This window comes from Streptomyces sp. NPDC091412 (assembly GCF_044756885.1).
In the GTDB taxonomy this organism is placed as follows: Bacteria; Actinomycetota; Actinomycetes; order Streptomycetales; family Streptomycetaceae; genus Streptomyces.
Genome location: NZ_JBIVTV010000020.1, coordinates 70,194 through 92,850, shown reverse-complemented (window position 1 = coordinate 92,850; position 22,657 = coordinate 70,194). Strand labels below are relative to the sequence as shown.

Here is a 22,657-nt window from a genome sequence, read left to right as displayed (position 1 = left end):
TGAGACGGCCCGCCGCCGGAGCGTGGAGGCAGACCTACGAAGGTGGCCGCCGTCGGCTGCGGCGGATTCCCCGCGCGGCCAGCAGGAAGGCCGTGACCGTCGCCACCGCCACCATCGTGAACAGCCAGTTGCGCGGGTAGTCCAGTGGCAGGACCGAGGAGTTGGCGGGCTTCCCCGGGCGAAGGAGCACCGGCAGGGCCACCGCCGTCAGAGCGCCCGCCACCAGCAGTGCCCCGCGGACCGGCCCGCGCACACCGCCGCGGACCAGTACCCACCCGATGAGCAGCACCAGAGGTGCGATCAGCACGTCGTGCAGCACCACCGCCCCGCCCAGCCAGACCAGGACACCCGGCAGGTCACGCACGTCCAGCAGCAGGGAGGCGCCGACGCCCATCAGCGACAGGCCGATCACACCCGTGAGGAGCCGCGCCACGCTCATCCTCATGACAGCACCTCCAGTCGGCCGACCCACTTGGTCTGCAGCACACCGGGCCGGTTCGGGGCGATCAAACGCACCGGGTAGCCGTGGTCGGGGGAGAGTTCCTCGCCGTTGAGACGCAGAGCGAGCAGGGTCAGCGGGTCGCGGGCGTGCTCGTGCCCCATCTCGGAGACCCGGTATCCGCCCCGACTCTGCAGGGACACCACGCGAACGCGGGCGTGCGGATGGGCGCCGGCAAGCTCGAGGAGGTCGATGACCCGAACGCCCGTCCACCGGGCGGACTTGCTCCATCCCTCCACGCAGGCGATCGGCAGTACCACCTCGTGCTGCGGCAGGTCCCGCAGCTCATCCAGCGTCAGCGTGCAGGACCGCGGTCCGGCGACCGTCAAACGGTAGCGCTCGGCGGGTATCAGGCCGACTCCGGCCGCGGCGGCGGTGCGGTTGACCGGCAGGCCCTGGGGGCCGTGATCCGGATGGCGGGGTGCGAGCAGGACGAGGTCCTTCAGGGGCGTGAAGGACTGGCCCACCGTGGTCACGGTGACCGCACCGACCGCCGCGGCCACCGCAACCAGCAGCGAACGCCGGTCGGGCCCGTCCTCCTCCGGCAGAGCCAGGGTTCCCGGCGATCGCCGGCTCCAGTGGGCCCGGATCTCGGGGGCCTTGACCGCCACGTGCAGCACCAGCACTCCGGCCACCAGCCAGGCCACGGCGTAGTGCACCGGCACGAAGGAGAACGGCCACGGATACCACTGTGCGGTGTTCAGCAATCCCGTGGCCACTTCGAAGACGGCCGCCGCCACCAGCACGGCCGCCGACAACCGCTCCAGCGCGTGCCGCACCGACTGCACCGGCGGCCAGGCGAACAGCCGCGGGTACACCGTCCACAATTTCGCCAGCAGCAGCGGAATCGCCGCGATACCCGAGGCGACGTGCAGCCCCTGCGTGATCCGGTAGCCCCACACCGGGCGGCTCGGCAGGTCATCGGCCAGCCACCCGGGCGGATGCTGCAGCACATGACTGATCAGACCGGTGACGAAGCAGACCACGAAGGCCAGGCCGAGCCACCGTCCGATCGAGGTCGCCGTGCGGGCATCGTGCAACCTGCCCTTGAACACAGGCGGAAACAATCGCGATCGCATATCCCCATCACAGCCGTCGCAAGGCCGGCGCGGAACGCCCGGACCCCTTACGGAACAGGGACGTCCAAGTCTTGGGGCGACCTGCTGTGGCGGCCGCCGCTCGCCGGTGGCGTGGGTGACGTGGCGTCTGCGCACGTAGACGCCGAAGCCTCGGCAGCTGCGACCTCTCCGATGCCGGCGTCGATGAGCAGGACGGTCTGCCGGCCTTCCTCGGCCGGTAGCCGGTCGAGCACCGATCGGCACAGTGCGATCCTGCTGAGAGCGGCGGTATGGGCCGCCGCGCGGGGGGTTACGTCGATGCCGAGCGCGAAGACTCCGCGACTCAGGAGTGCCCGACACAGCCGGCCCGGTCCGCAGCCGACGTCGAGAACGGGGCCGACGCAGCGATTGAGCACGGATTCGTCGGCCAGGGTGGGCTGCGCGTACCAGCGATGCACCGGCATCCGGATCCGGCACCCGTCCGCCAGCCGCAGGTACACCGGTCCGTGGCCGGCCCGCAGGGCGAGCGCATAAGGGTCTCCCCCGGCGCAGGGCGAGCCGTCCTCGTCGGTCGTCACGATGCAGCGCCGTGACCTGGTGCGGGTCGTTCCTCATCGGCGTGGGCGGCCCGCCGGACGCGGCGGAGCGTGAGAGCGAAGGCCACGGCGGAGGCGGCGAAGAGCACGGCGGTGATGGCCAGCCACCGGCCGAGGTAGACGTCCATGGACAATCCGGTGGCACCCGGGTAGGGGGTCGAGAGGGCGAAGATGAGGGGGAACCAGACAAGCAGGAGCACACCGGAGAGAAAGGCGGGCACGCGCAGGTAGTTGATCCACGGTGGTTGTGGCATGCGGGTGGCGCGATGCCGCAGGACAGCCTGTGCCGACAGGTCGGCGAGCGAGTACAGGGGCAGCAGGATCAGGTCGTGGAGGACCGCCGCGCCGACGAACCAGATCGCGACCTCGAGCGGGCGGACGGCGAACAGGCGCACCAGGGCGTAGCCGGTGATGGCGAACGAGGCGATCAGGACGAGCAGATGGAGGGGGCCGGAGCCGTACCAGCGGACGAAGCGTGCCATGGTCACGTCCTGAAGGTGAGCCGGTGCACCCACTTGGTGTTGTTCACGCCGGGGTTGGCCGGGACGATGACGCGGGCTGGGTAGCCGTGGTCGAGTGAGAGGTCCGCGCCGTTGACGTGCAGGGCGAGCAGCGATCGAGGGTCGTGGATCTGGTTGCCCCGCAGGACCACCGAGCTGTAAGGCCCTGGTGGTTGGACGGATTGCACCAGGACGCTTCCGGCGTCGGGGAGGCCTGCCATGGCGGCGAGGTCGGCCAGCCGAAGGCCGCTCCACTGCTGGTTGGGGGTGGACCATCCTTCCACGCAGGCGATCGGCAGTGCGGCGGCGTGCTGGGGCATCGCCATGAGTTGTGCGCGGGTGAAGACGAGCGTCGGACCGGGGCCGTGGATCTCCAGACGCCAGGCGGGGCCGACGTGCGCGGGCGTGACGCCGACGGAAGCGGCCGTCTTGTTGATCTGGAAGCTGTTCGGGTCGCTGCCCGGAGTACGGTTGTGGGGCGCGAGAAGGGCGGTGTTGCGCAGCAAGCCGCCGATGCTCTGTCCCGCGGTGACCACCAGGAGGAGGAGCGATCCGCCCCCCACCATGGCGAGCGCGCCGCGCCGGGTCATCGTCGGCGGCGCGGGAGCGATCGGGACCAGGCCGTCGGGGTCGGGGGGCTCGGGCCGTGTGTTGGCGAGGTCGGTGCGCAGTTCGGCGGCCAGGCTGCGGGAGCGCAGGGCGCGGGTCATCCGGCCGAGTCTGAGGCACACGTGGACGACGAACGCGGCGATGAACACCCAGGCGCCGTAGAAGTGCAGGGTGTAGAAGGAGCCGGGGAAGACGTAGAAGAGCTGGATATTGACGATGCCGGTGACGAATTCGAAGATCACCCCGCCGACCAGCATGAGCAGGGACAACCGCTCCAGTCCGTGGGCGACGGAGCGGACCGGCAGCCACTCGAACAGCTTCGGGATCACTGACCACAACTTGGCCAGCAGCACCGGCACGAGGACCACGCCGAGCGTCACGTGCACGCCCTGGGTCAGCCGGTACAGCCAGTACGGATGGGTGGGCCAGGCGAAGAGGTAGAAACCCAGCAGGCCCTTCTCCGGCGTCTGGTCGTTGATGCGGCCGAGTCCCGGGTTGTAGGCGGCGTAGGAGAGCATCCCCGTGACGAAGAGCAGCGGGATGCCGATCAGCAGCACCAGTCCGAACACGGACGTCATCCAGGGCCCGCGGAGGGGACTGCGCCAGAAGCCGGGACGGAACGGCCCCGGGGGCGGCGGAATCCGCTCGACCCGCCGCACGAGGGCCCGGGTACGAGCGGCCCACGTGGCGGCCCGCGCCGCCACAGCAGCGCGAACGCGCTCGAGGCGCCCCTGCGTATGACCCTCGTCCGAACTCGGGCGCTGCGGCCCGCCGGAGCCCGGGGCCGGCGGCCGTCCGCCGCTGTCCATCGGATACCTCCTCCGTCCCCGGGCCGACTCTCGGAACGGGGATCGCCCCCGCGCCGTCATCGTCTGTCAGGCGTCCGCTACAAACTTCCACAGATCGGGTCGGCTTTCCGTGTCTGTCGTGCATGCGGGTGTCTGTCGCCAGCCGAACGGTTGAACCGGCGCTCCGCACGGCTCGACGGGTCGCACGATCCTCGGGGGCCCCGCCTCGGAGGGGGCCGGTGCCCGCGTGTGTCAGGTGCGCAGTAGCCGCAGGTCGATGGCGTCGGCCATCGCCTTCATGCCCGCGTCGTTGGGGTGGATGTGGTCACCTGAGTCGTACGCGGGTTTGAGAGCGGACGGGTTCGCGGGGTCGCGCATGGTCCGGTCGAAGTCGATGATGCCGTCGAAGGCTCCGCTGGTGCGGATCCACTGGTTGACGTTCTGGCGGATCGCCTCGGCGGCGGGCGTGTAGTACCCGTTGCCCTCGTCGGGCATCAGCGTTGCACCGATGACGTTGACGCGGGCGGCATGAGCCTCGTCGATCAGGGTGCGGTAGCCGTTGATGAGGTCCTGGGCGGTCAGCGGCCGGCCGTTGGGGCCGGCGTTGTTGCCGATGTCGTTGATGCCTTCGAAGAGGATCACGTCCTTGACGCCTGGCTGGCCGAGGGCGTCGTGCCCGAAGCGCTTGAGGGCGCTGACCCCCTGCCACAGGTTGGGCACGTCGGTGAGGACCCGGTTGCCACCGATGCCGGCGTCGACGACACTCAGCTTCTGCGGGCCCCGGTCGGCGCCCAGCCGGCGCCCGAGGAAGTCCGGCCACCGGGTGTAGGTGCCCGTGGAGGAGTGGTAGCCGTCGGTGATGGAGTCGCCGAAGGCGACGACGGTGCCCTTCGCTGTCGGCGACACGACGTCCAGCCCCGCCAGGTAGTACCAGGAGGTCGTGGTGGTGCCGAACGCGGCAGCGCTGTCGTCACCGATGTGATTGCCGGAGGCGATGTAGGTCGTGTCGAATGCGTCGGAGTGCCAGGTCGACGTGCCCGTCGTGCCGGGCACGTAGAGGCTGACGAGCAGGTTCTCCCCGGCGCTGACCGAGATCGGGATGACGTCGCTGACCGCCTCTTGGCCGGCGGGGATCGTGACGTGGCCGGAGTTTCCGAAGGAGACGTTCCGGGTGGTGCCGCGTGCAGCCTCTCCGCCGCTCGCCTGGACGGCCACGTCCACGGCGCTGATCTCGAGCGGGTCGGTGCTGTACCGGTTGGACAAGGTGATGCGAGCGCCCGAGCCCGCGACGCTGCTGTGGACCACCATCCGGATGCTCTGGTTGCTGAAGGACGGGCCGCCGGTCGTCATGCTGGGCGACCAGGCGCTGACCCGTGTGCCCTTGCCTTGCCACGACGACGTGGCGGCGCTCGCCACGTTCGTGGTGCTCAGCGGAACGACCGTGAGGGCACAGCCGGTCAGCGCGCCGGCCACGGTCGGCCAGGATCTGCGACGTGGTCGGCGACCCGCCGCCACGCTTCCCTTGTTGTGGGGGGACATCGTCGGTCTCCACTCTTCTCGTCGTCCGCGGCGGGCTGGGCTCACCGGCTCCGGCTGAGGTGCTGTGGGGGCGCAGGAGGCGGCATCACCAAGTTCACCCGGTGAAGACACGCTGTACGCCACGGACACAGTCACCGAATGACATGTCGTACGGGTGGGGCTGCGTCGGCGGCTGGTCATACGCCGCCGATGTGACGGTCAGGGGCTTGGACCTGACCGCCACGATCAGCGCCGCGACGCCCTTGCCGCAGGGCGTCGTTGCGCGGGCCGGACGGCCGTCCGGGCACGTGTGACGAGCCGGCCTCAGCCGAGGCTGCCCAGGGTGACGGATTCACCGGGCCTGAGGCTGATCTTCCGCGAGGCGCTGCCCGCGACGACGGTCGTGTCACGGCCGCCGACGCTCTTCAGCGTCACCCGGGTGACCTTGCCGTTCTTCCAGCTGAGGCCGGCGACGAAGCCGCCGCGGACGCCGACGCCGGATATCGAGCCCGATGCCGCCCACGCGGCGGGCAGTGCGGGCAGCAGCTCGACGTGGCCCGGCCGGGAGTAGACCAGCATCTCGATCATCGCGGAGGGGGTGCCGAAGTTCGCGTCGATCTGGAAGATGCCGCGGCCTTGCCCCATGTCCATGATGTCGAAGAGGTTCGGCGCGGTGCCGTTGCTGCCGCCCGCCGACGGCTTCAGGTTGTTGACGACGAGCTGGTAGGCCTTCTCCGCGTTCTTCAGCCGTGACCAGCACAGGCTGCGCCAGGCGTTGGACCAGCCGAAACTGTTCATGCCACGGGCGGTCAGCAGGGCCGTCGCGCCGGCGAGGATGTCCTTCGGCGTCGAGTCGTCCGGGCGGATACGGTCGCCGGGGAAGAGGCCGACGAGCGGGGAGAGGTGCCGGTGTGTGGTCTCGCCGAGGTCGTCGGGCGACATCCACTCCTCCAGCCAGCCGGTCTTGGGGCTGACCACGGGCAGGTACAGGTGCCGGCGCAGACCGTCGATCGTCGCGCTGTAGGAGGTGTCCTTGCCGAGTACCTGGGTCGCGGTGCGGTAGTTGGCGAAGAGGTTCCAGACCAGTTCCTGGGCGTAGGTGATGCCCTTGGCGTCGAGCGGACCCTGCTCGGGCGACCAGTCGCTGTCGGCGATGAGGACCTTGCGCGAGGCCCCGGAGGCGTCGGTGACGGTCGTGGTGATGAGGCGTGCCTCCCAGAACTCCACCGCGCCCTTGATGAGGGGGTAGATCTTTTCGAGGTAGGCGCCGTCCTGCGTGTACGCGTAGTGCTCGAACAGGTTCTGGCAGAGCCAGGCGTTACCGGCCGGGTGCCACCACCAGCCGCCTCCGCCGTAGGGGTTGGTGGAGACGGCCACGGTCCAGCCGGCGATCCTGCCGCTGGAATTGCGGTACCGGTTGGTCGGGCTGTTGAACAGCCGCTGGGTGACGTCCGTCCAGGAAGGCAGCTGCGCGAGGCAGTAGTCCGTGAAGGCGTCGAAGCAGCCGGACAGGCCCGCGCGGTCGGCCATCCAGTAATTCATCTGGATGTTGATGTCGGTGTGGTAGTCGCCCATCCAGTCCGGGTCGTTGCCGTCCAGCCACGGCCCCTGCAGGCCCATCGGCAGGCTGCCCCGCGACCCGGAGATCATCAGGTAGCGGCCGAACTGCAGGTAGGCGGCCTCGAGCTCCGGGTCGGGGACGTCGTCCCGGTGGCGTGCCCGCACCCGTTGCCAGGTGTCCAGCTTGCGCTGTGCGGCGGACGACGTGCCGAGATCGATGTCCAGCTGCTCGAACATCGGGCGGAAGTCGGCGACATGGGTGTGCAGCAGGGTGCTCGCGGAGTGGCCGGATGCGTCGAGGACCTTGGTCCGCGCCAGGCGCTCCGGGTCCACGGACGGGTCACGGAACCCGGCGGCCGCTTCGGGCGCGTAGTTGGTGCCGCCGCTGACCACGACGGTGAGGTCCTTGCAGCCGCGGAAGGAGATCGACGTACCGTTGACGGCCACCGTGCCCCCGCTGCCGTACGCGGTGACGGCGGCACCGTACTTCAGCCCGTTGGCGAAGGAGGCGCCGAACGAGGTGGAGCGCCGGGCGTTGTTGGAGGTGGTGGACTCGCCGTGCGTGCCGGTGAGGGAGACGGTACCGGTGTAGGTGCCGCTGCCCTGCCGGGAGAAGTACAGGACGATGACGTCGTCGGGACGGCTGGCGAAGATCTGTCGCTGGTAGGTGACGCCGGACAGGTCGTACGAGGCGCTGACGAGGCCCTGGGCCAGGTCGAGAGTGCGACGGTAGTTGTCGACGGAGCCCAGGTCGTGGCCGGGAATGTCGACGGTCAGCTCCGCCAGCAGGGTCAGCGAGCCGAAGTCGTCGCGGCCGTAGGGGAACTGGCCGTCGCTCTGCAGAGTGTCGTTGAGGCCACCGGTCCACAGGGTGGCGTCGGTGATCGTCAGCAGTTCGCTGGAGGGGTCGTTGCTCGCGAGCGCTCCGAGGCGCCCGTTCCCGACCGGCAGACCCTGCTGGATCATCGAGTTGGAGGAGCCGGGAGCCTGCCACCACAACTGGTTCTTCGCGGCGGCGGCCGCGGACAGCAGGGGTGAGGTGGCCGGGCGCTGGGGGGCCGCCGAGGCGGTGAAGGCGGGCAGGCCGCCAAGGGCGGCGGCCGTGCCGGCTGCGGCGGCGAGGGCGAGGAAGCCCCTTCGGCTCGGGTGGTTGTCGCGCGTTTCGGTGTGCTGGGTGTCCACGTTGTGCACTCCATGTCCGGGGAACGGCGCGTGCGGGAACGGCACATACATGTCGGCGGGCGTTGTGTGAGGGGAATACGCCGGGCGTGAAGCCCGGATGTCGCGGGACCGTGCGGCGGCCCGGGGGCGGTCGCCGGGTGCGGGGCCCGGTCGTGTCACTTCCGGGCCCGCGGAGGTCAGGCGGACTTGGGTACGGTGATCCTGTCGATGTCGGGCGAGTAGTCCCAGCCGCTGTCGAACGTGATGGTGTTGGAACCCGCTTTCAGCGCCAACTCGACGCTGATGGTCTCGACCGTGCCCCAGTCGCCCGTGGAAGGGAACTTGAGGCTGGTGCCGTTGCCGCTGTTGGAGTAGACGGTCACCGAGCGGGAGTCGCCGCTGACATAGGAGACGTTGACGGGGTAGATGCCGTCCTTCTTCACCGTGATGTCGTTGAACTGCAGCTTGCTGGCGAGGTAGAGGTTGCCGACCTTCTTGCCGCCGGAGCAGGAGTCGCATGCGGCGACGGAGGCGTTGCCGGTTCGGGTGTTGTTCGCGGACTCCGCCTCGTAGCTGGTGGTCGCCAGTGGCGCGCCGCCGGGCTTGACGGTGAACAGCCGGGAGCCGTGTGCGGGCAGCGTCGCGGTGATCTTGCTCTTGTACGTCCCGAGGTCCTTGTGGTTCCACAGGTCCCGCACGGAGGCCGCGCCGGTGAACCCGAAGGACGCCCAGTTGGCGGTGACGGAGGCCGGCGAGTGGCCGAGGTTGAACAGGGCGACGGTGTAGCCGCCGTCGGAGTTCTTGGTTCCCCAGACCTGCTCGTCGCCCATCGGGGTGACGGGACGTGCGACGGGGGAGTTGTTCTGGTCGACGGCGATGACTTCCTGGTTGGTCAGCAGGGAGAGACCGTAACTGTCCAGCTGGGTGAGGTCGTCACCGGTGAACAGGGGCGACTTGTTGATGGCCCACAGGGTCATGTAGCTCTGCCGTTCGGCGTTGGTGAGGCCGTCCATCGCCCCGTTGCCGACATCGATCGCGTCGAGGTCGTTCCAGCCGCCCGGGCCGGCCTTGCCGCTCCAGGCGGGGGCGTCGTCCCACCGGCCCTTGACCGAGTTCTCCCAGGTGACCAGGGTGTTGCAGTAGCACTCGACGTCGGTGTCGATGCGCCAGCCGTTGGAGTACTTCTTCCAGTCGGCGGCGTGACCGATGTCGAGTGACCAGGAGAGCTCGAGGTGGATCGGACGCCCGGTGTCGGCGATGGCCTTGTGCCAGGCGGCGACGTCCGCGACGTTGTTGTAGTTGTCACCGGACTTGAACGAGCCCGGACCCACCCCGTCCAACTTCAGGAAGTCGTAGCCCCAGTCCGCGAGCATCTGCGCCTGCGAGTCGATGTACCTCTGCGCGCAGGGGTTGCCGAAGTCCAGCTTGTAGGCGCTGTCCCAGCCGTTGGTGGTGCGCAGGTCCGGGTGGACGATGTCCGCGGTGGTGCAGCCGGGGGCGTTCCAGACCGGCACCCTGCCGTCGCCGTACGCCCCCTTCTCCAGGCCGACGGGGAGGTAGATACCCGCCTTGAGGCCCTTGGAGTGGATGTGGTCGGCGACCGACTTCATGCCGTGGGGGAACCGGACCGGGTCGGGCGTCTGCCGGCCGTACTGGTCGAACTCGGTCGTCCAGTTGTTGTCCATCCACCAGCCGGCGTCGATGTTGACGTGGTCGTAGCCGTACTTCTTCAGCGTGGTGGCGAGGGCGTCCGTCTGCTTCAGGACATTCGCCTCCGTGAGGTAGCTGTAGTCGCCGTTCGGGTTCAGGCCCGGGTACTGGGAGGACTGCATGCTCCAACTGGACCAGCCCATGAACGGCTTGGCCGCAATGCCGGAAGTGACGTCCGCCGTGGTCGCGGCCGAGGTGACGGCCGCGGTCGTGGACCTGGAGGCGGCCGTGGCCGGGGTGGCGGTGGGGACCGCCGCAGTGAGCCCGGCCGTGACGGCCAGGACCAGCGTGACTCTCATGGTGTGGCGTGGGGAGCCGGCGAGGGCTCCGCGCAGAGCTCTGTACGAGGGTGACCGCATGGGTCTGCCTCCTGGGGATGGGATGAGCGGAATCGCGCGGTTGCACCCGTCAGGAACGGGCGTTGTGCCGGTCAGGGGCGGCGTGCACCGGACAGGACGCCGGGGGAAGCGGCCGGGCAACCGACGGCCGGGGCGTCGGGTCGGCGGCTCAGCCCTTGCCCGAGCCGATGGTGAGGCCGCTGATGAACTGTCGCTGGAGCGCGAAGTACACCAGCAGCGTGGGGATCGCGGTCATGAGAGCACCTGCCGCGATGAGGTTGGGATTGGTGAAGTAGGCGCCCTGGAGATTGGCCAGTGCGGAGGTGATGGGGCGCTTGTCACCCGCCTCGATCAGCGCGAGTGACCAGAAGAAGTCGTTGTAGATCCAGATGGATTCAAGGGTCGCGAGCGCCGCGAACGCCGGACGGCACAACGGCAGCACGATCTGGAAGAACTGCCGCCACACCGGGGCACCGTCCACGAGAGCGGCTTCGAAGATCTCTTTCGGGACCGTCTTCATGTAGTTGCTCAGCACGAAGGTGCAGAAGCCGCACTGGTAGGCGATGTGGATGAAGATGATGCCCCACAGGGAGTTGTAGACGAGCAGGGAATCGCTCATCCACGCGGGCAGCGGCACGAGAAGGTACAGCCGGTACAGCGGAGTGATCAGGACCTGTGCGGGGAGCAGATTTCCCGCGGTGAAGAGCATCAGCAGTGCGACGTTCCAGCGGAAGTCGAACCGTGAGACGAAGAAGGCCACGGCTGCGGCGAACAGCAGGGTGCCGAGCACCGCCGGAACCGTGATGAGCACGGAGTTCCAGAAGAAGTGCGGCATCCCGGACTGGTTCCAGGCGTCTGAGAAGTTCCGCAGGCCGATGCTGTGCGGCCAGGACAGATACCCGTGCCGGGCGGTGTCGGAGTAGGGACGCAGGGAGGTGTACACGGCCCAGAGCAGCGGGACGAGCCACAGCAGCGCTGTGCCGCCGAGCATGATGTGGCGTCCGGTCTGCCGCTTCGGCCTTGCGGAGCCCGCGGCGTGATACGTCCGCGAGGGGCGTGACCGGCGGGCCGGTGGTGCGGCGGTCGTGGTCACTGGTCCTCCTTGCGGAACGTCTGGACGAGGAACGTCCCGATTGCGGCCAGGGAGACGATGAGCAGGATGACCGCGAGCGCGGACCCGTATCCGATGTGGCTGGACTCGCCGATGATGTTGTCGGTGATGAGAAGCGACAGAAGTTCCATGCCGGGCTTGCTTCCGGTACCGCCGCCGAGGACGTAGACGACGTCGAAGGCGCGCAGTGACTCCATGAGGGTGACGACCAGGACGATGATGTTGACCGGCTTCAGGGCCGGCAGCACCACTCTCATGAAGGTCTGGCGTCCGTTGGCGCCGTCGAGGGCGGCCGCCTCCTTCAGGGCGGGGTCGAAGCCCTTCAGTCCGGCCAGGTAGAGGATCATGATGTAGCCGGTGTGCCGCCAGCCGGAGGTGACCAGGACGGCCCACAGATTGAGGTGGGGATCGCCCAGCCAGTTGATGTGGTGGCCGATCACACCGTCGAGCAGGCCGGTGTCGGGGTTGTAGATGATCTCCCAGATGAAGCCGACGACCGCCAGGGACAGCACCATCGGCATGAAGATTGCGGTCTGGTAGAGGCGGGTGAAACGGATCTTGTGGTCGAGCTGGTAGGCCAGGAAGACCCCGAACGGGGTGGGGAGCAGTGCCGTGAACAGCAGCCAGATCAGGTTGTGCTGGACGGCCGGCCAGAACGGCGGGTAGTTGGTGAAGATCTCGTGGTAGTTGCCCAGCCCGACCCACTGGATGTCGGACAGGGTGAGGCCGTCCCAGCTGGTGAGGGACAGGCCGACGGAGGCGAGCGCCGGCAGCCACACGAAGGCCAGCAGGGCGAGCAGCGGGATGCCGACGGCAAAGGTCAGAAAGAGGCGGTCACCAGGACCGAGCCGGCGAGGACGAGGGTGTGCGAGCGACGGAGACCGACGCACGGTGCGCACGGAGGACATGGTGAACCCCCTCCGGTAGGGTCAGGCCGTGAAGAAGCGAGAGCGCTGCGACTCGATCTTCTTGAGCAGGGCTGAGCCGTTGTCGGGGTGGTTCAGCCATTCGGTGAAGCCGGGCTCGACCACGGTGGAGATGAAGCCCGGATCGCTGTCGCGGTCACCGAACTGGGTGATGTGCTGGGCGCTCGCGATGAGTTCGGCGGCCTTCTTCTGCAGGGCGTTGTACGAACCTGTTCCGGCACCGGAGTTGACGGCCACGTTGCTCGGGTCGATGCCCATGTAGACGCCTTCGGCCTTCGCACCGCCGAGGAACTCGAGGAAGTTGGTCGCGCCGTCGAGATTCTTCGGCCTGCGGCTGAGCATGAAACCGTCGGTCGGCGCCTCGACCGTGTCCTGACCGTAGGCCGGGTCGATCTCCGGGAAGGGGAAGAAGTCGATGTCGGACCGGAGGGAGTCGTCGGTGATCTGCTGGCCGACGAAGAGGCCGATGATCGCCATTCCGGACTTCTTGTCGAGCAGTGACTGCGCGGCGTCCTGCCAGGAGCGGCCGCCGCCGTTGGTCTGGTAGTAGGGGGTGAGCTCGCGCCACAGGTCGATGGTTTTTGCCGCGCGAGTGTCCGTCCAGGCGACCTGGCCCCTCATCAGGGACATGTGGAAGTCGTAGCCGTTGGCGCGGAGGTTGAGGTAGTCGAAGGCGCCGAGAATGCTCCAGCTGTCGCCGCCGCCGTAGCCCGAGGCGATCGGTGAGAGACCGTCCTTCTTCATCTGCTTGGCCAACGCGATGAACTGGCTCCAGTCGGTGGGGACCTGGTAGCCGTGCTGCTGGAAGACGCTCTTACGGTAGAAGACGGCCCATGGGTAGTTGTAGAGCGGCACGAAGTAGTACTTTCCGTCCTCGCCCTTGGACAACTGCTTGGTGGCGTCGCTGTAGCCGGCGCCTATCCTGGCCCATACGTCGTCAATGGGGCTGGCCAGGCCCTTTTTGGCGAAGTACTGCATGCGGTAGCCGGCGAACCAGGTGAAGACGTCGTCCGGGGTGCCCTGGAGGTAGGTGGAGATGCTCTTCTGGAAGGTGTCGTGGTCGACGACGTTCGTCTTGACCGTGAGGCCGCTGTCCTTCTGGAAGGCGTTCGTCACCGCGGCGTAGGCCTTCTTCGGGGTGGCGTCCCCGCCGTTCGATCCGAAGGTCACCGTCTTCGGGTCGGACCCGGTCCCCGAGCCGCAGGCGGCAAGAGCGGGCACGGCCAGGGTCGCGGCCCCGGCACCGAACAGCCCCTGGAGCACCGTTCTGCGGCTGGGTCCTGCGGCCGTCCGAGAGCTGCGGATCTGCAACGTCATGGCTACTCCTCGTACGTGTCTGATCCGATGAAGGACTGGATCGCGGTTGCCGCGGCCCCACGCGCCCACTCCTCGAAGGGCAGGGGACGTGTCATCACGTCGCACTGCGAAGCAGTACCGAAGGCGGACGCGGCGAACGCGTCGCGGATGCCCTCGGCGAAAAGGTCGTAGGCGGCCAGGCCCTCCCCGGAGATGATCACCCGCTCGGAACCGAGGATGTTCACCAAGGAGCCGATGGCCTTGCCGATGGCCTCGCCGGCCCGTGCGTAGACCGCTCGGACATCGAGGTCTCCGCCGTGGGCCAGGTCCAGCGCCTCGGTCGCAGCGCTCACGTCCTTGCCCGTGGCCTCGCGCACCGCGCGGAGAATCGCGGGGTCCGCCGCGATCGCCTCCACGCACCCCCGGTTGCCGCAGTGGCAGAGCGGGCCGAGCGGGTCGAGGGACAGATGCCCGATCTCGCCGGCCACGCCGTGCGCGCCCGACACCACCCGTCCGTGCACCACCAGGCCACAGCCGATGCCGGCGCCCACGGTCACCAAGGCGAAGTTCAAGAGTCCGACTCCGGCCCCGAACCAGTGCTCGGCGACCGTGAGCGCCCGCACGTCGTTGTCGACCGTGACCGGCAGCCCGGTCGCGGTCCCGACGATCTCGGCGAGTGGTACGTCCCGCCACTCCAGGAAGGGCGAGTAGCGGACGACTCCGTTGGCGCGGTCCACGTCTCCCGAGATCGCGAGGCCCAACCCCCGCACCCGCACGCCGAATCCGGCGGCCTCGGTGAGCAACTCCTGCACCAGGGAGGTGAGGGCGGGGAGGACCGTCTCAGGTTCGCGGCCCGTGAGCGGTACGTACCGGGCGATCCGGATACGGCAGCACAGGTCGGCCAGGACAGCGATGATCTCGTCGCCTGTCACCTTGATCCCGATGAACATCGCCCTCCCCGCCTCCACCCGCACCAGGCCGGCCGGACGTCCCACAGCGGGCCGCGCTCCTTCGTCCACGCCCTCGGTCAGATAGCCGAGCTCCATCAGCGGACGGACCGCCTTGGTGACGGCGGCCGGGGAGAGCCCGGTCCGCCGCCCCGTCTCGGCCCGGGTGAGCGGACCGTGGGACAGCAGGGTGGTGAAGACGAGGGAAGCGGCCGGCGTCATCGGCGGGGTCGCCTCGGGGGAGGGGGTCGAGCGCATGGCCGGAAACCTAGGTGGGTTCTTTTTCGCTGTCAATGAAAAAAGCATGCCTCTTTTGAAGCATGCGAGTTACCCACTGTCAGCCTGGAAAACATAGATGCCGACCGGGTGTTGACACGTGATCCAAGGCGGAGTTGGCTGCGCACTGCTCCTGTGCGGCACTCTCCGAACGTGAGGATCCATGTCTGAGATCTCCTTCGAACCGGCCTCCGGCGTCTGGCTGCTCTCCACCGCGCGCACGTCGTACGCGATGCGGATCGATCGCACCGGGGCCCCCTGTCACCTCGCTTGGGGACCTCGGCTGCCCCTTGCGGCGGCGGGCCAACTCGTGCCTCCTCAGGTCGGGGAGATCAGCAGCTTCGAGGGCCGCTCACCGGCCGGCGAGGAGTTGCCGGTCGACGGTGGGGCCCGGTACGGAGCGCCGTCCCTCCGGGTGCGGTTCGCCGACGGCACCCGTGCCTTCGAGTGGGCGCACCTGGGCCACCGGATCAGCGAATCGGCCCCCGGTACGACGGAACTCGCCCTGGAGTTCCGCGACCGCCACCACCCGCTGGCGGTCACCCTCCACTACCGTGTCCACGACGACACAGATGTCATCGAGCGTTGGACCGTGCTGCGCAACACCGGACAGCAACCGATCGCTGTGCTGCGCGCGGATTCGGCCGCTTGGACGCTGTCGCCGCGCGACGACTACCGGATCAGTCACGTCACGGGCCAGTGGTCGGCGGAGGGCCTGCTGCACCGGGAGCCGGTGCCGCACGGCGAGACCGTGCTCACCAGTCGGCGCGGCATCACCAGCCACCACGCGAACCCGTGGCTGATGCTGGACGCCGGCGATGCCACCGAGGACCGGGGCGAGGTGTGGAGCGCCGCCCTGGCCTGGAGCGGAAGCTGGCACCTCATCGTGCAGCGCACGCCCGACGGACGTGCGTCCTTCACGGGCGGAGCCGGGCATGACGGAGCGGAACTGCCACTCGGCCCGGGCGAGGAGTACGCGACCCCGCGCTTCGCGGCCATGTACACCGACCGCGGCTTCGGCGCGGCGAGCCGCGCCTGGCACGCGTACGTCCGGGCCCATGTGCTCCCGCACCCGGACGAGACGCGCCCCGTGCTGTTCAACTCCTGGGAGGCCACCGGCTTCGATGTCGACGAAGCCAGTCAGAAGGCGCTTGCGGCCCAGGCGGCGACGCTGGGCGTGGAGCTCTACGTCGTCGACGACGGCTGGTTCCGAGGCCGCCGCGACGACACCGCCGGTCTCGGCGACTGGGCACCGGACCCCAAGCGGCTCCCCCAGGGGCTGGGGCCGCTGGTCGAGGAGGTCCACCGGCTCGGGATGCAATTCGGCCTGTGGGTGGAGCCCGAGATGGTCAACCCGGACAGCGACCTCTACCGCGCGCACCCCGACTGGGTGTTGCACTTCCCGCACCGCACCCGCACGGAACTGCGCAACCAGCTGGTGCTCAACTTCGCGCGTGACGACATCGCCGAGTGGGCGTACGGATGGCTGACCCGGTTGGTCGTGGACAACGGAATCGACTTCCTCAAGTGGGACATGAACCGAGCCTTCAGCGAGGCCGGCTGGCCCGCCCGTGAAGACGGCCAAGACCTCCTGTGGACGCGGTACGTGCACAACCTCTACGACGTCGTCGACCGCCTGCGTGCGGACCACCCCGGGCTGCGGATCGAAACGTGCAGCGGTGGCGGCGGTCGCGTCGACCTCGGCATCCTCTCCCGTACGGACCAGGCGTGGCCGTCCGACAACACCGACGCGGTGGACCGCGTCTCCATCCAGCACGGCTTCAGCCAGATCTACCCGGCACGGGTGATGGCGGCGTGGGTGACGGATGTGCCCAACCAGCTCACCAGCCGCTCGGTGCCGCTGCGTTACCGCTTCCATGTCGCGATGGCGGGGGTCCTGGCGGTAGGCGGCGACCTCGCACACTGGACACCCGAGGAATTGGCTCAAGGCGCGGAACTGGTGGCGCAGTACAAGAGGGTCCGTCACATCGTGCAGCACGGCATCCAGCACCGGCTGCGCGGTCCCGTCGACGACGGCCCGACCGCGGTGCAGTACACCACCCAGGACCGCCGGGAGGTCTTCGTGCTGGTGTGGCAGCGGGCACTCCGCCACGGCACGCCGCGCCCCGTCCTCAGGCTCGCCGGCCTGGATGCCGCCGCGCGCTACCGGGATGCCGCTACCGGCGCCGAGCATCACGCGTCCGTACTGACCGGGTACGGGATCACACCCGAGCTGCCGGTCGGAGACTGGTCCAGTACCTCCCTGCACCTGATCAGGGTGGACGACGTGGCGGGGGATGGCACCGGCCCCTGGACGTCATGAGTTCTCCGCCGAGGGGCGGGCATCCGGCGTCGCCACCCCGCAGTGGCCGCACCGCGGCCGCCCGGGCAGAGCTCCGTGACTCCGATGACCGGCTGCTGGACCACGCCACCAGCGGTTGCGTGCCCTTCCCTCTCCCCGCACGCTGACCGCCATACGCATCGCGACGGAAAGTACCGGGCCCATGAGCGACGAACTCCTCGATCTGGCAATCGCCACCGCCGGCGGCCAAGCGCTCTGGGACACCCTGCGCGGCTTGAAAGTCGACATCTCCATCGGCGGCCCGATCTGGGCGAATAAAGGCTGGCCGCCGGACAAGACGTTCGACCAGGTCCTGACGCTCGACACGGTCGGAGAGCACATCGTATTCGACCCGTTCACCCGCCCCGACCGGCGGATGGTGTTCGACGCCGCCGCTGAAAGCGTCACCATGCAGACCCTCGACGGCGAACCGGTCGAGACCCTCGCCCCCGCACGCGCCGGCTTCAAGGGAATGCTGCGCGACAGCACCTGGGACGCTCTACACCTCGGCTACTTCCTGGGCTACGCGTGCTGGAACTACTTCACCACCCCGTTCCTGTTCACCCATCCGGAAGTACGGGTCCGTGAGATCGAACCGTGGCGCGAGGCCGGGCAGACCTGGCGGCGCCTGCAGGTGCGCTTCCCGCCCGAGATCGCCACGCACAATCCCGACCAAGTGTTCTACTTCGATGCCCTCGGAATGCAACGCCGCATGGACTACATCGCTGAGGTCAACGGCAGCACTCTCGTCGGCCACTACACCAGCCGCTACCAGAGCTTCGGCGGCCTGCTCGTGGCGACGCGCCGACGAGTCTTTCGCCGGAACCCCGACAACAGCGTCAACCTCAACCTCCCTTCCATCACGCTCGACATCCACGACGTCGAGCTCGTCCACTCCGACGACGAACAGGTACGGCCATGACCACGGAAACCGCCTTCATCGACCACCCCGCCCGGCGGCTCGTTGTGGCGCTCCCCGACCCCTACGACGCAGCGCGCGAGCACTACGAAGCCCTCGTCCCCGAGGTCGACCTGCCCCGCTTCTTCCAGATGGCCTCCTGGCAGGCCACGCTCGAGCTCGCCGAGATCAACGCGCCGCATGGTTTCATGCGCTACTACCGCAGCGACATCACCGCCGTCATGGCCGGCTCGCCGTCCTCCTGGAAGGCCACGCAGTACCTGATGGGCAACCACACCATCGCCGAACGCATGTTCCGCCACGACCCATCGATTATGGTGCACGCACCACTGAGGACCCTGCTCTACGCGGACCCCGACGGCGACACCAAACTCGCCGTCGACCAGCCCAGCCTGCTGTTCGCCAGCTACGGCAATCCGCGGATCGCCGACGTCGGCCGCGAACTCGACGCCCTCCTCGCCCAGTTGATCACCCTTCTCGGCGGCGACGCACCTCCCCAGCTGTGACTCCATGTGGCGGCGGCCGACCGCTACGGTGCGGCCGGAGCGACGGGATCGCACCAGGCGGGCCAGTACGCAAGAGGCTCTTCCGGCCGATCGGCGTGTCCCCTTGGATGCCCGTCCCGGATCCGCCGATCGACGTGTCCTCTTGGATGCCCGTCCTGGACCCGCCTGAGGGAGGAGATGCCGGACAGTCGCCCGCGTGGTTGCCTGGTGCCGGTGGGGTTGCGTGCGCGACCCCCGCCGCACTTGGCACCCACGCCACGAGGGACAAAAGATCATGGAGCGCTTCACACCGGACTACCCGGAAATGATCGTCCCGGTCGGCCATGTCGAACCCGTACCGCGTCGCATCCGGGGCTATGCGGCGAACCTTCCTGTCTTCGACACCGTGCGGGCGCGATACGTGTGGCTCTGGCCGGGCTACCCGCAATACTGCGTTCCGCGCGAAGACATCCGGGACGGTGCTCTCCTCGACGAGGGCCGGACCATGGCGCTACGGGTCGGCAGGGCGCGCCGCCACACCCTCCGGCTGGGCTCGCTGACCCGCCCGGGCGCGGCCTGGGAGTGGGCCGATGACGTAGCTGGTGTCGCCGGTTTTGTCAGCTTCCGCTGGGAGGCCATCGACGCGTGGTTCGAAGAGGACGAGCAGGTGTTCGTCCACCCCAGGAGTCCTTACACCCGCGTCGATGCGCTTCGGTCGGGCCGCGGTGTGCGCGTCATGCTCGACGGAGCCGTGCTCGCGGACGCGCCTTCCTCGGTGATGGTGCTGGAGACAGGCCTCCCGACGCGCTACTACCTCGACCGCGTGTACATCGACTGGACCCACATGCAGCCGACTGACACCGTCACCAGTTGCCCCTACAAGGGCAACACCAGCGGCTACTGGTCCGTCACAACGGACAGGGCCACCCACCCCGACCTCGCCTGGGCGTACGACTTCCCGACCCGGCAGGTGGCGCCCATCGCCGGACTGGTGGCCTTCTACAACGAGCGCGTGGACCTCTACCTCGACGGCCACCCGTTGCCACGCCCCTCTGCCGTCACCAGAGCCATGTGGGAGCAGGAACACCCCGTCTGACAGAACACAGGCAGAGGCCCGTACCCGGCTGCTACGGCACTTCACGGAGACGCTCCGTGCGCTGCCCCCGGAACTGTCGCTGGCGCCACGGCATCCGGACCTGCCCCACGCGGGCCTGCACCGCGGGATTGTCCTGTCCGAGGACCTGAACCATCCCGATGACGGCTGGGCGACCTTCGACATCCGGTACTGGGTGCTGGGAACCACGCCGGACGCCTGCGAGCATGGCCGGCTCGACACCGCTGTTCCTGCGGGACTCGGTGGTGGGGGAGCCGATGCCGACGCGGATCGCTTGGCGGGATGGGGAGGCGGTGTCCTCCTTGTAGTCGGGCTCGCAGAGTGACCGCCCGAACTGCTCAACCCACGAGATGCACCTGTAAGACGATCAGCCACTCCAGCTCGATCCGCTGGGCCCACGTCCTGGGGGAGGACACGGCCGCAGGGGCGAGGTCCTCGCTGATCCAGGAGGCCAGGTGTCCGTCTCCGCCGGTACCGGTGCGGCCGTTGATGTCGTACAGCAACGCGCCGTCGCGCATCACCGCGCGATCCCGTTTTTAAGTTAATTAGCAATTAATATTGACAGGCTTGGGGGGCCTGGGCACAGTTTCCGCCGTGGCACCGGCGCCCGGCGGACCGGAGCGGGGTGCCCCATACCCCCAACTCTCGGGAGAATTCAGTGGCTTCGCATCGTGCAGGGACGGCGCGACTGCGGCGGACCGCGGTGGCGCTCGGCGCCGTGGTGCTGGTCGGGTCGATGGTCCCGGCGGCACACGCCGCGGAGGACCAGGGCGCGCCGCAGTACTACGACAGCGGCCTCGCCCCTACGCCGTACATGGGATGGAACACCTACTACGGGCTCGGCGCCCCGACGGAGGACCAGGTCAAGAAGGTCGCCGACCACCTCGTCAGCAGCGGGCTGCGCGACAGCGGCTACGACATCGTCTGGCTGGACGGTGGCTGGCAGGCGGACCAGCCGCGTGATCCGAAGACGGGCCGGCTCGTTGCCAGCCCCACGCGCTTCCCCTCGGGCATTCCCGCGCTGGTGACGTACCTTCACCAGCGCGGCCTCAAGGCCGGCATCTACACCGACGCGGGCGAGTACGACGGCGGCACGTGGTGCGGGCTCGGCAGCCGCGGCCACTACGAGCAGGACGCCCGCCAGTTCGCCGGGTGGAAGGTCGACGCCATCAAGGTGGACTTCCTCTGCGGCATCGGCGCCGGGCTCGACCCGGGCCCGGCTTTCAAGGAGTTCAGCGACGCCGTCGCCAAGTCCGGGCGCACGATGCTGCTCAACCTGTGCAACCCGCTCACCGACGACTGGGGCATGCCGCACACCCCTGAGCAGGACGCGCACAACACCTTCGTCCATGGCCCGACGACCGCCGACTCCTGGCGCACTGGCACCGACATCGCCTGGGGCACCCCGACGGCGGGGGAGTGGCCGAACGTTCTGCGCAACATGGACGCCAACGCCTGGCACCCTGAGGCCCAGGGCCCCGGGCACTGGAACGACCCGGACTACCTCATCCCGATGCGCAAGCTCGCCGAGGGCGGCTATGAGCTGACGGAGGAGGAGTCCACCACACAGTTCGTGATGTGGGCCGAGATGGCCTCGCCGCTGGTGCTCGGCAGTGACCCGCGCACCCTGCCGAAATCGATGATCGACACCCTGCGCAACCCCGAGATCATCGCCGTCGACCAGGACCCGCTGGGCATCCAGGGCGTCCGCGTGGCGACGGACTCCGTCGGCGACGTCTACAGCAAGGTGCTCAAGGGCGCGGGCAAGCGGGCGGTCGTCCTGCTCAACCGCTCCGACCAGGCGCAGGATCGCACGGTGACCTTCGCCGACGCCGGGCTGACCGGCAAGGTCGCGGTGCGCGACCTGCGGGCCCGCGCGCCGCGCGGCACCTTCAGCGGCTCGTACACGGTACGCGTCCCCGCGCACGGCACTGCCTTCCTCATGCTGACCGGCACGGACGACGCCCCGGGCGCGCAGCTGCCCGGCCGCTCCTCGGCAAGTCCGGCGCTGGTGCGGGACGGTGACACCCTGACCGTCTTCACCCGCGGCACGGACGGAACCCTGCGCACGCAGACCGCGCGCGGCGGGGACTGGTCCAAGGTCCGGACCACCGAGCTGGGCGGCCCGACGCGGGGCCGCATCCTCGGCCAGCCCGCCGCGTACGCCTCCGCCGGCGGCCGGATCGACGTCTTCGTCCGCGGCACCGACGACACCGCCTACCGGCGCGTGTACGCGAACGGGCGCTGGGGCCGCTGGCAGAGCCTGGGCGGCACACTGACGGACGCGCCGACCGCGGCCTTCTCCGGGCCGGACGACTGGACGCTGTTCGCGCGTGGCGCGGACGGCAAGCTGTGGTCCCGCGGTCCGGCCTCCGGCTGGACCGCGCTGGGCGCACCGCAGGACCGCCCGTTCTACGGGCGCCCCTCGGCCGTCGTGGACGACGCCGGGCGTTTGCACGTGGCCGTGCGCACCGCCGACGACGCGGTGTGGTGGCGGTCCCGTGACACCTCCGGCAGGTGGTCGGACTGGACGGCCCTGGGAGGCACGATCAGCGGCAGCCCGACGCTGGTGGCCTCCGGCGGCACGGTGCACCTGTACGCCCGTGCCGGTGACTACACGCTCTGGACGCGCAGTTGGACCGCGTCCGGCGGCTGGGCGGGCTGGAGCAAGAACAGCGCCTTCGCCAGCGGTGTCTTCGACGGTGCTCTCGGCGGCGTCGCGGGATCCGACGGCGGCGTGCTCGTCGCCTTCCGCGGGGTGGACGGCCGCGTCCACCAGGCCGCGCTCTGAGCGCTGCGATCACCCCATTCCACCCTGCTTCACCTGCGTCAACCCGTACCACTTCCCGGTACCAACAGGTGTGCCTCCAGGCCTTGTTCGGCCGGAGGCACACCCTCCGAGAAA

At 69.0% G+C, this 22,657-nt stretch carries 18 protein-coding genes; 5 read left to right on the top strand and 13 right to left on the bottom strand.

The features are described from left to right. Positions 1–34 precede the first annotated feature (34 nt). The 12 genes from ACIQMV_RS32765 to ACIQMV_RS32710 form a co-directional block, all read right to left on the bottom strand. The gene (locus tag ACIQMV_RS32765; protein WP_402596892.1) at positions 35–439 is read right to left on the bottom strand and encodes a hypothetical protein; all 405 of its coding nucleotides are present in this window, start codon (positions 437–439) and stop codon (positions 35–37) included. 2 nt (positions 440–441) lie between these two features. Next, positions 442–1,578 (bottom strand): molybdopterin-dependent oxidoreductase, encoded by a 1,137-nt coding sequence (locus ACIQMV_RS32760; RefSeq protein WP_402596864.1) that lies wholly within the window; start codon positions 1,576–1,578, stop codon positions 442–444. A 47-nt stretch (positions 1,579–1,625) separates the two neighbouring features. After that, on the bottom strand, positions 1,626–2,135 hold the full coding sequence (locus ACIQMV_RS32755; protein ID WP_402596863.1) for a class I SAM-dependent methyltransferase: 510 nt from the start codon (positions 2,133–2,135) through the stop codon (positions 1,626–1,628). After that, positions 2,132–2,635 (bottom strand): hypothetical protein, encoded by a 504-nt coding sequence (locus ACIQMV_RS32750; protein ID WP_402596862.1) that lies wholly within the window; start codon positions 2,633–2,635, stop codon positions 2,132–2,134. Before ACIQMV_RS32750 ends, ACIQMV_RS32755 begins: the two co-directional genes overlap by 4 nt. A gap of 2 nt (positions 2,636–2,637) precedes the next feature. Next, complete coding sequence (locus tag ACIQMV_RS32745) at positions 2,638–3,840, bottom strand: molybdopterin-dependent oxidoreductase (RefSeq protein ID WP_402596861.1); 1,203 nt, start codon at positions 3,838–3,840, stop codon at positions 2,638–2,640. A gap of 462 nt (positions 3,841–4,302) precedes the next feature. After that, on the bottom strand, positions 4,303–5,523 hold the full coding sequence (locus tag ACIQMV_RS32740) for an SGNH/GDSL hydrolase family protein (protein ID WP_402596860.1): 1,221 nt from the start codon (positions 5,521–5,523) through the stop codon (positions 4,303–4,305). Between the two features lie 369 nt (positions 5,524–5,892). Further along, positions 5,893–8,310 carry a glycosyl hydrolase family 95 catalytic domain-containing protein gene (locus ACIQMV_RS32735; protein ID WP_402596859.1) on the bottom strand — a complete coding sequence of 806 codons (2,418 nt, stop codon included), beginning with the start codon at positions 8,308–8,310 and terminating at the stop codon, positions 5,893–5,895. Between the two features lie 176 nt (positions 8,311–8,486). Beyond that, positions 8,487–10,358, bottom strand: coding sequence for an alpha-galactosidase D (locus ACIQMV_RS32730; RefSeq protein ID WP_402596858.1), 1,872 nt, complete (start codon positions 10,356–10,358; stop codon positions 8,487–8,489). A gap of 148 nt (positions 10,359–10,506) precedes the next feature. Beyond that, the gene (locus ACIQMV_RS32725) at positions 10,507–11,430 is read right to left on the bottom strand and encodes a carbohydrate ABC transporter permease (protein ID WP_402596857.1); all 924 of its coding nucleotides are present in this window, start codon (positions 11,428–11,430) and stop codon (positions 10,507–10,509) included. Next, positions 11,427–12,356, bottom strand: a complete 930-nt coding sequence (locus tag ACIQMV_RS32720; RefSeq protein ID WP_402596856.1) for a carbohydrate ABC transporter permease — start codon at positions 12,354–12,356, stop codon at positions 11,427–11,429. The genes ACIQMV_RS32725 and ACIQMV_RS32720 overlap by 4 nt, the downstream gene beginning before the upstream one ends. A 21-nt stretch (positions 12,357–12,377) precedes the next feature. Then, positions 12,378–13,691 (bottom strand): ABC transporter substrate-binding protein, encoded by a 1,314-nt coding sequence (locus ACIQMV_RS32715; RefSeq protein ID WP_402596855.1) that lies wholly within the window; start codon positions 13,689–13,691, stop codon positions 12,378–12,380. Positions 13,692–13,693: 2 nt separating this feature from the next. Next, a complete protein-coding gene (locus ACIQMV_RS32710; RefSeq protein WP_402596854.1) occupies positions 13,694–14,875 on the bottom strand; it encodes an ROK family protein in 1,182 nt (393 codons plus the stop codon). Between the two features lie 181 nt (positions 14,876–15,056). On the opposite strand from ACIQMV_RS32710, the gene ACIQMV_RS32705 reads away from it, so the two are divergent. The 4 genes from ACIQMV_RS32705 to ACIQMV_RS32690 all read left to right on the top strand — a co-directional run bounded on the left by ACIQMV_RS32705 (position 15,057) and on the right by ACIQMV_RS32690 (position 19,734). Beyond that, complete coding sequence (locus ACIQMV_RS32705; protein ID WP_402596853.1) at positions 15,057–17,216, top strand: alpha-galactosidase; 2,160 nt, start codon at positions 15,057–15,059, stop codon at positions 17,214–17,216. Positions 17,217–17,397: 181 nt separating this feature from the next. After that, on the top strand, positions 17,398–18,156 hold the full coding sequence (locus tag ACIQMV_RS32700; protein ID WP_402596852.1) for a hypothetical protein: 759 nt from the start codon (positions 17,398–17,400) through the stop codon (positions 18,154–18,156). Then, entirely contained in the window at positions 18,153–18,659 is a 507-nt protein-coding gene (locus tag ACIQMV_RS32695; RefSeq protein ID WP_402596851.1) for a DUF302 domain-containing protein, read from the top strand. Before ACIQMV_RS32700 ends, ACIQMV_RS32695 begins: the two co-directional genes overlap by 4 nt. Before the next feature lie 274 nt (positions 18,660–18,933). Continuing rightward, complete coding sequence (locus ACIQMV_RS32690) at positions 18,934–19,734, top strand: DUF427 domain-containing protein (RefSeq protein WP_402596850.1); 801 nt, start codon at positions 18,934–18,936, stop codon at positions 19,732–19,734. A gap of 356 nt (positions 19,735–20,090) precedes the next feature. On the opposite strand, the gene ACIQMV_RS32685 is transcribed toward ACIQMV_RS32690, so the two are convergent. Then, positions 20,091–20,270, bottom strand: coding sequence for a hypothetical protein (locus ACIQMV_RS32685; protein WP_402596849.1), 180 nt, complete (start codon positions 20,268–20,270; stop codon positions 20,091–20,093). Positions 20,271–20,488: 218 nt separating this feature from the next. Between ACIQMV_RS32685 and ACIQMV_RS32680 the strand changes: the two genes are divergently transcribed. Next, a complete protein-coding gene (locus ACIQMV_RS32680; protein WP_402596891.1) occupies positions 20,489–22,543 on the top strand; it encodes a glycoside hydrolase family 27 protein in 2,055 nt (684 codons plus the stop codon). Positions 22,544–22,657 lie beyond the last annotated feature (114 nt).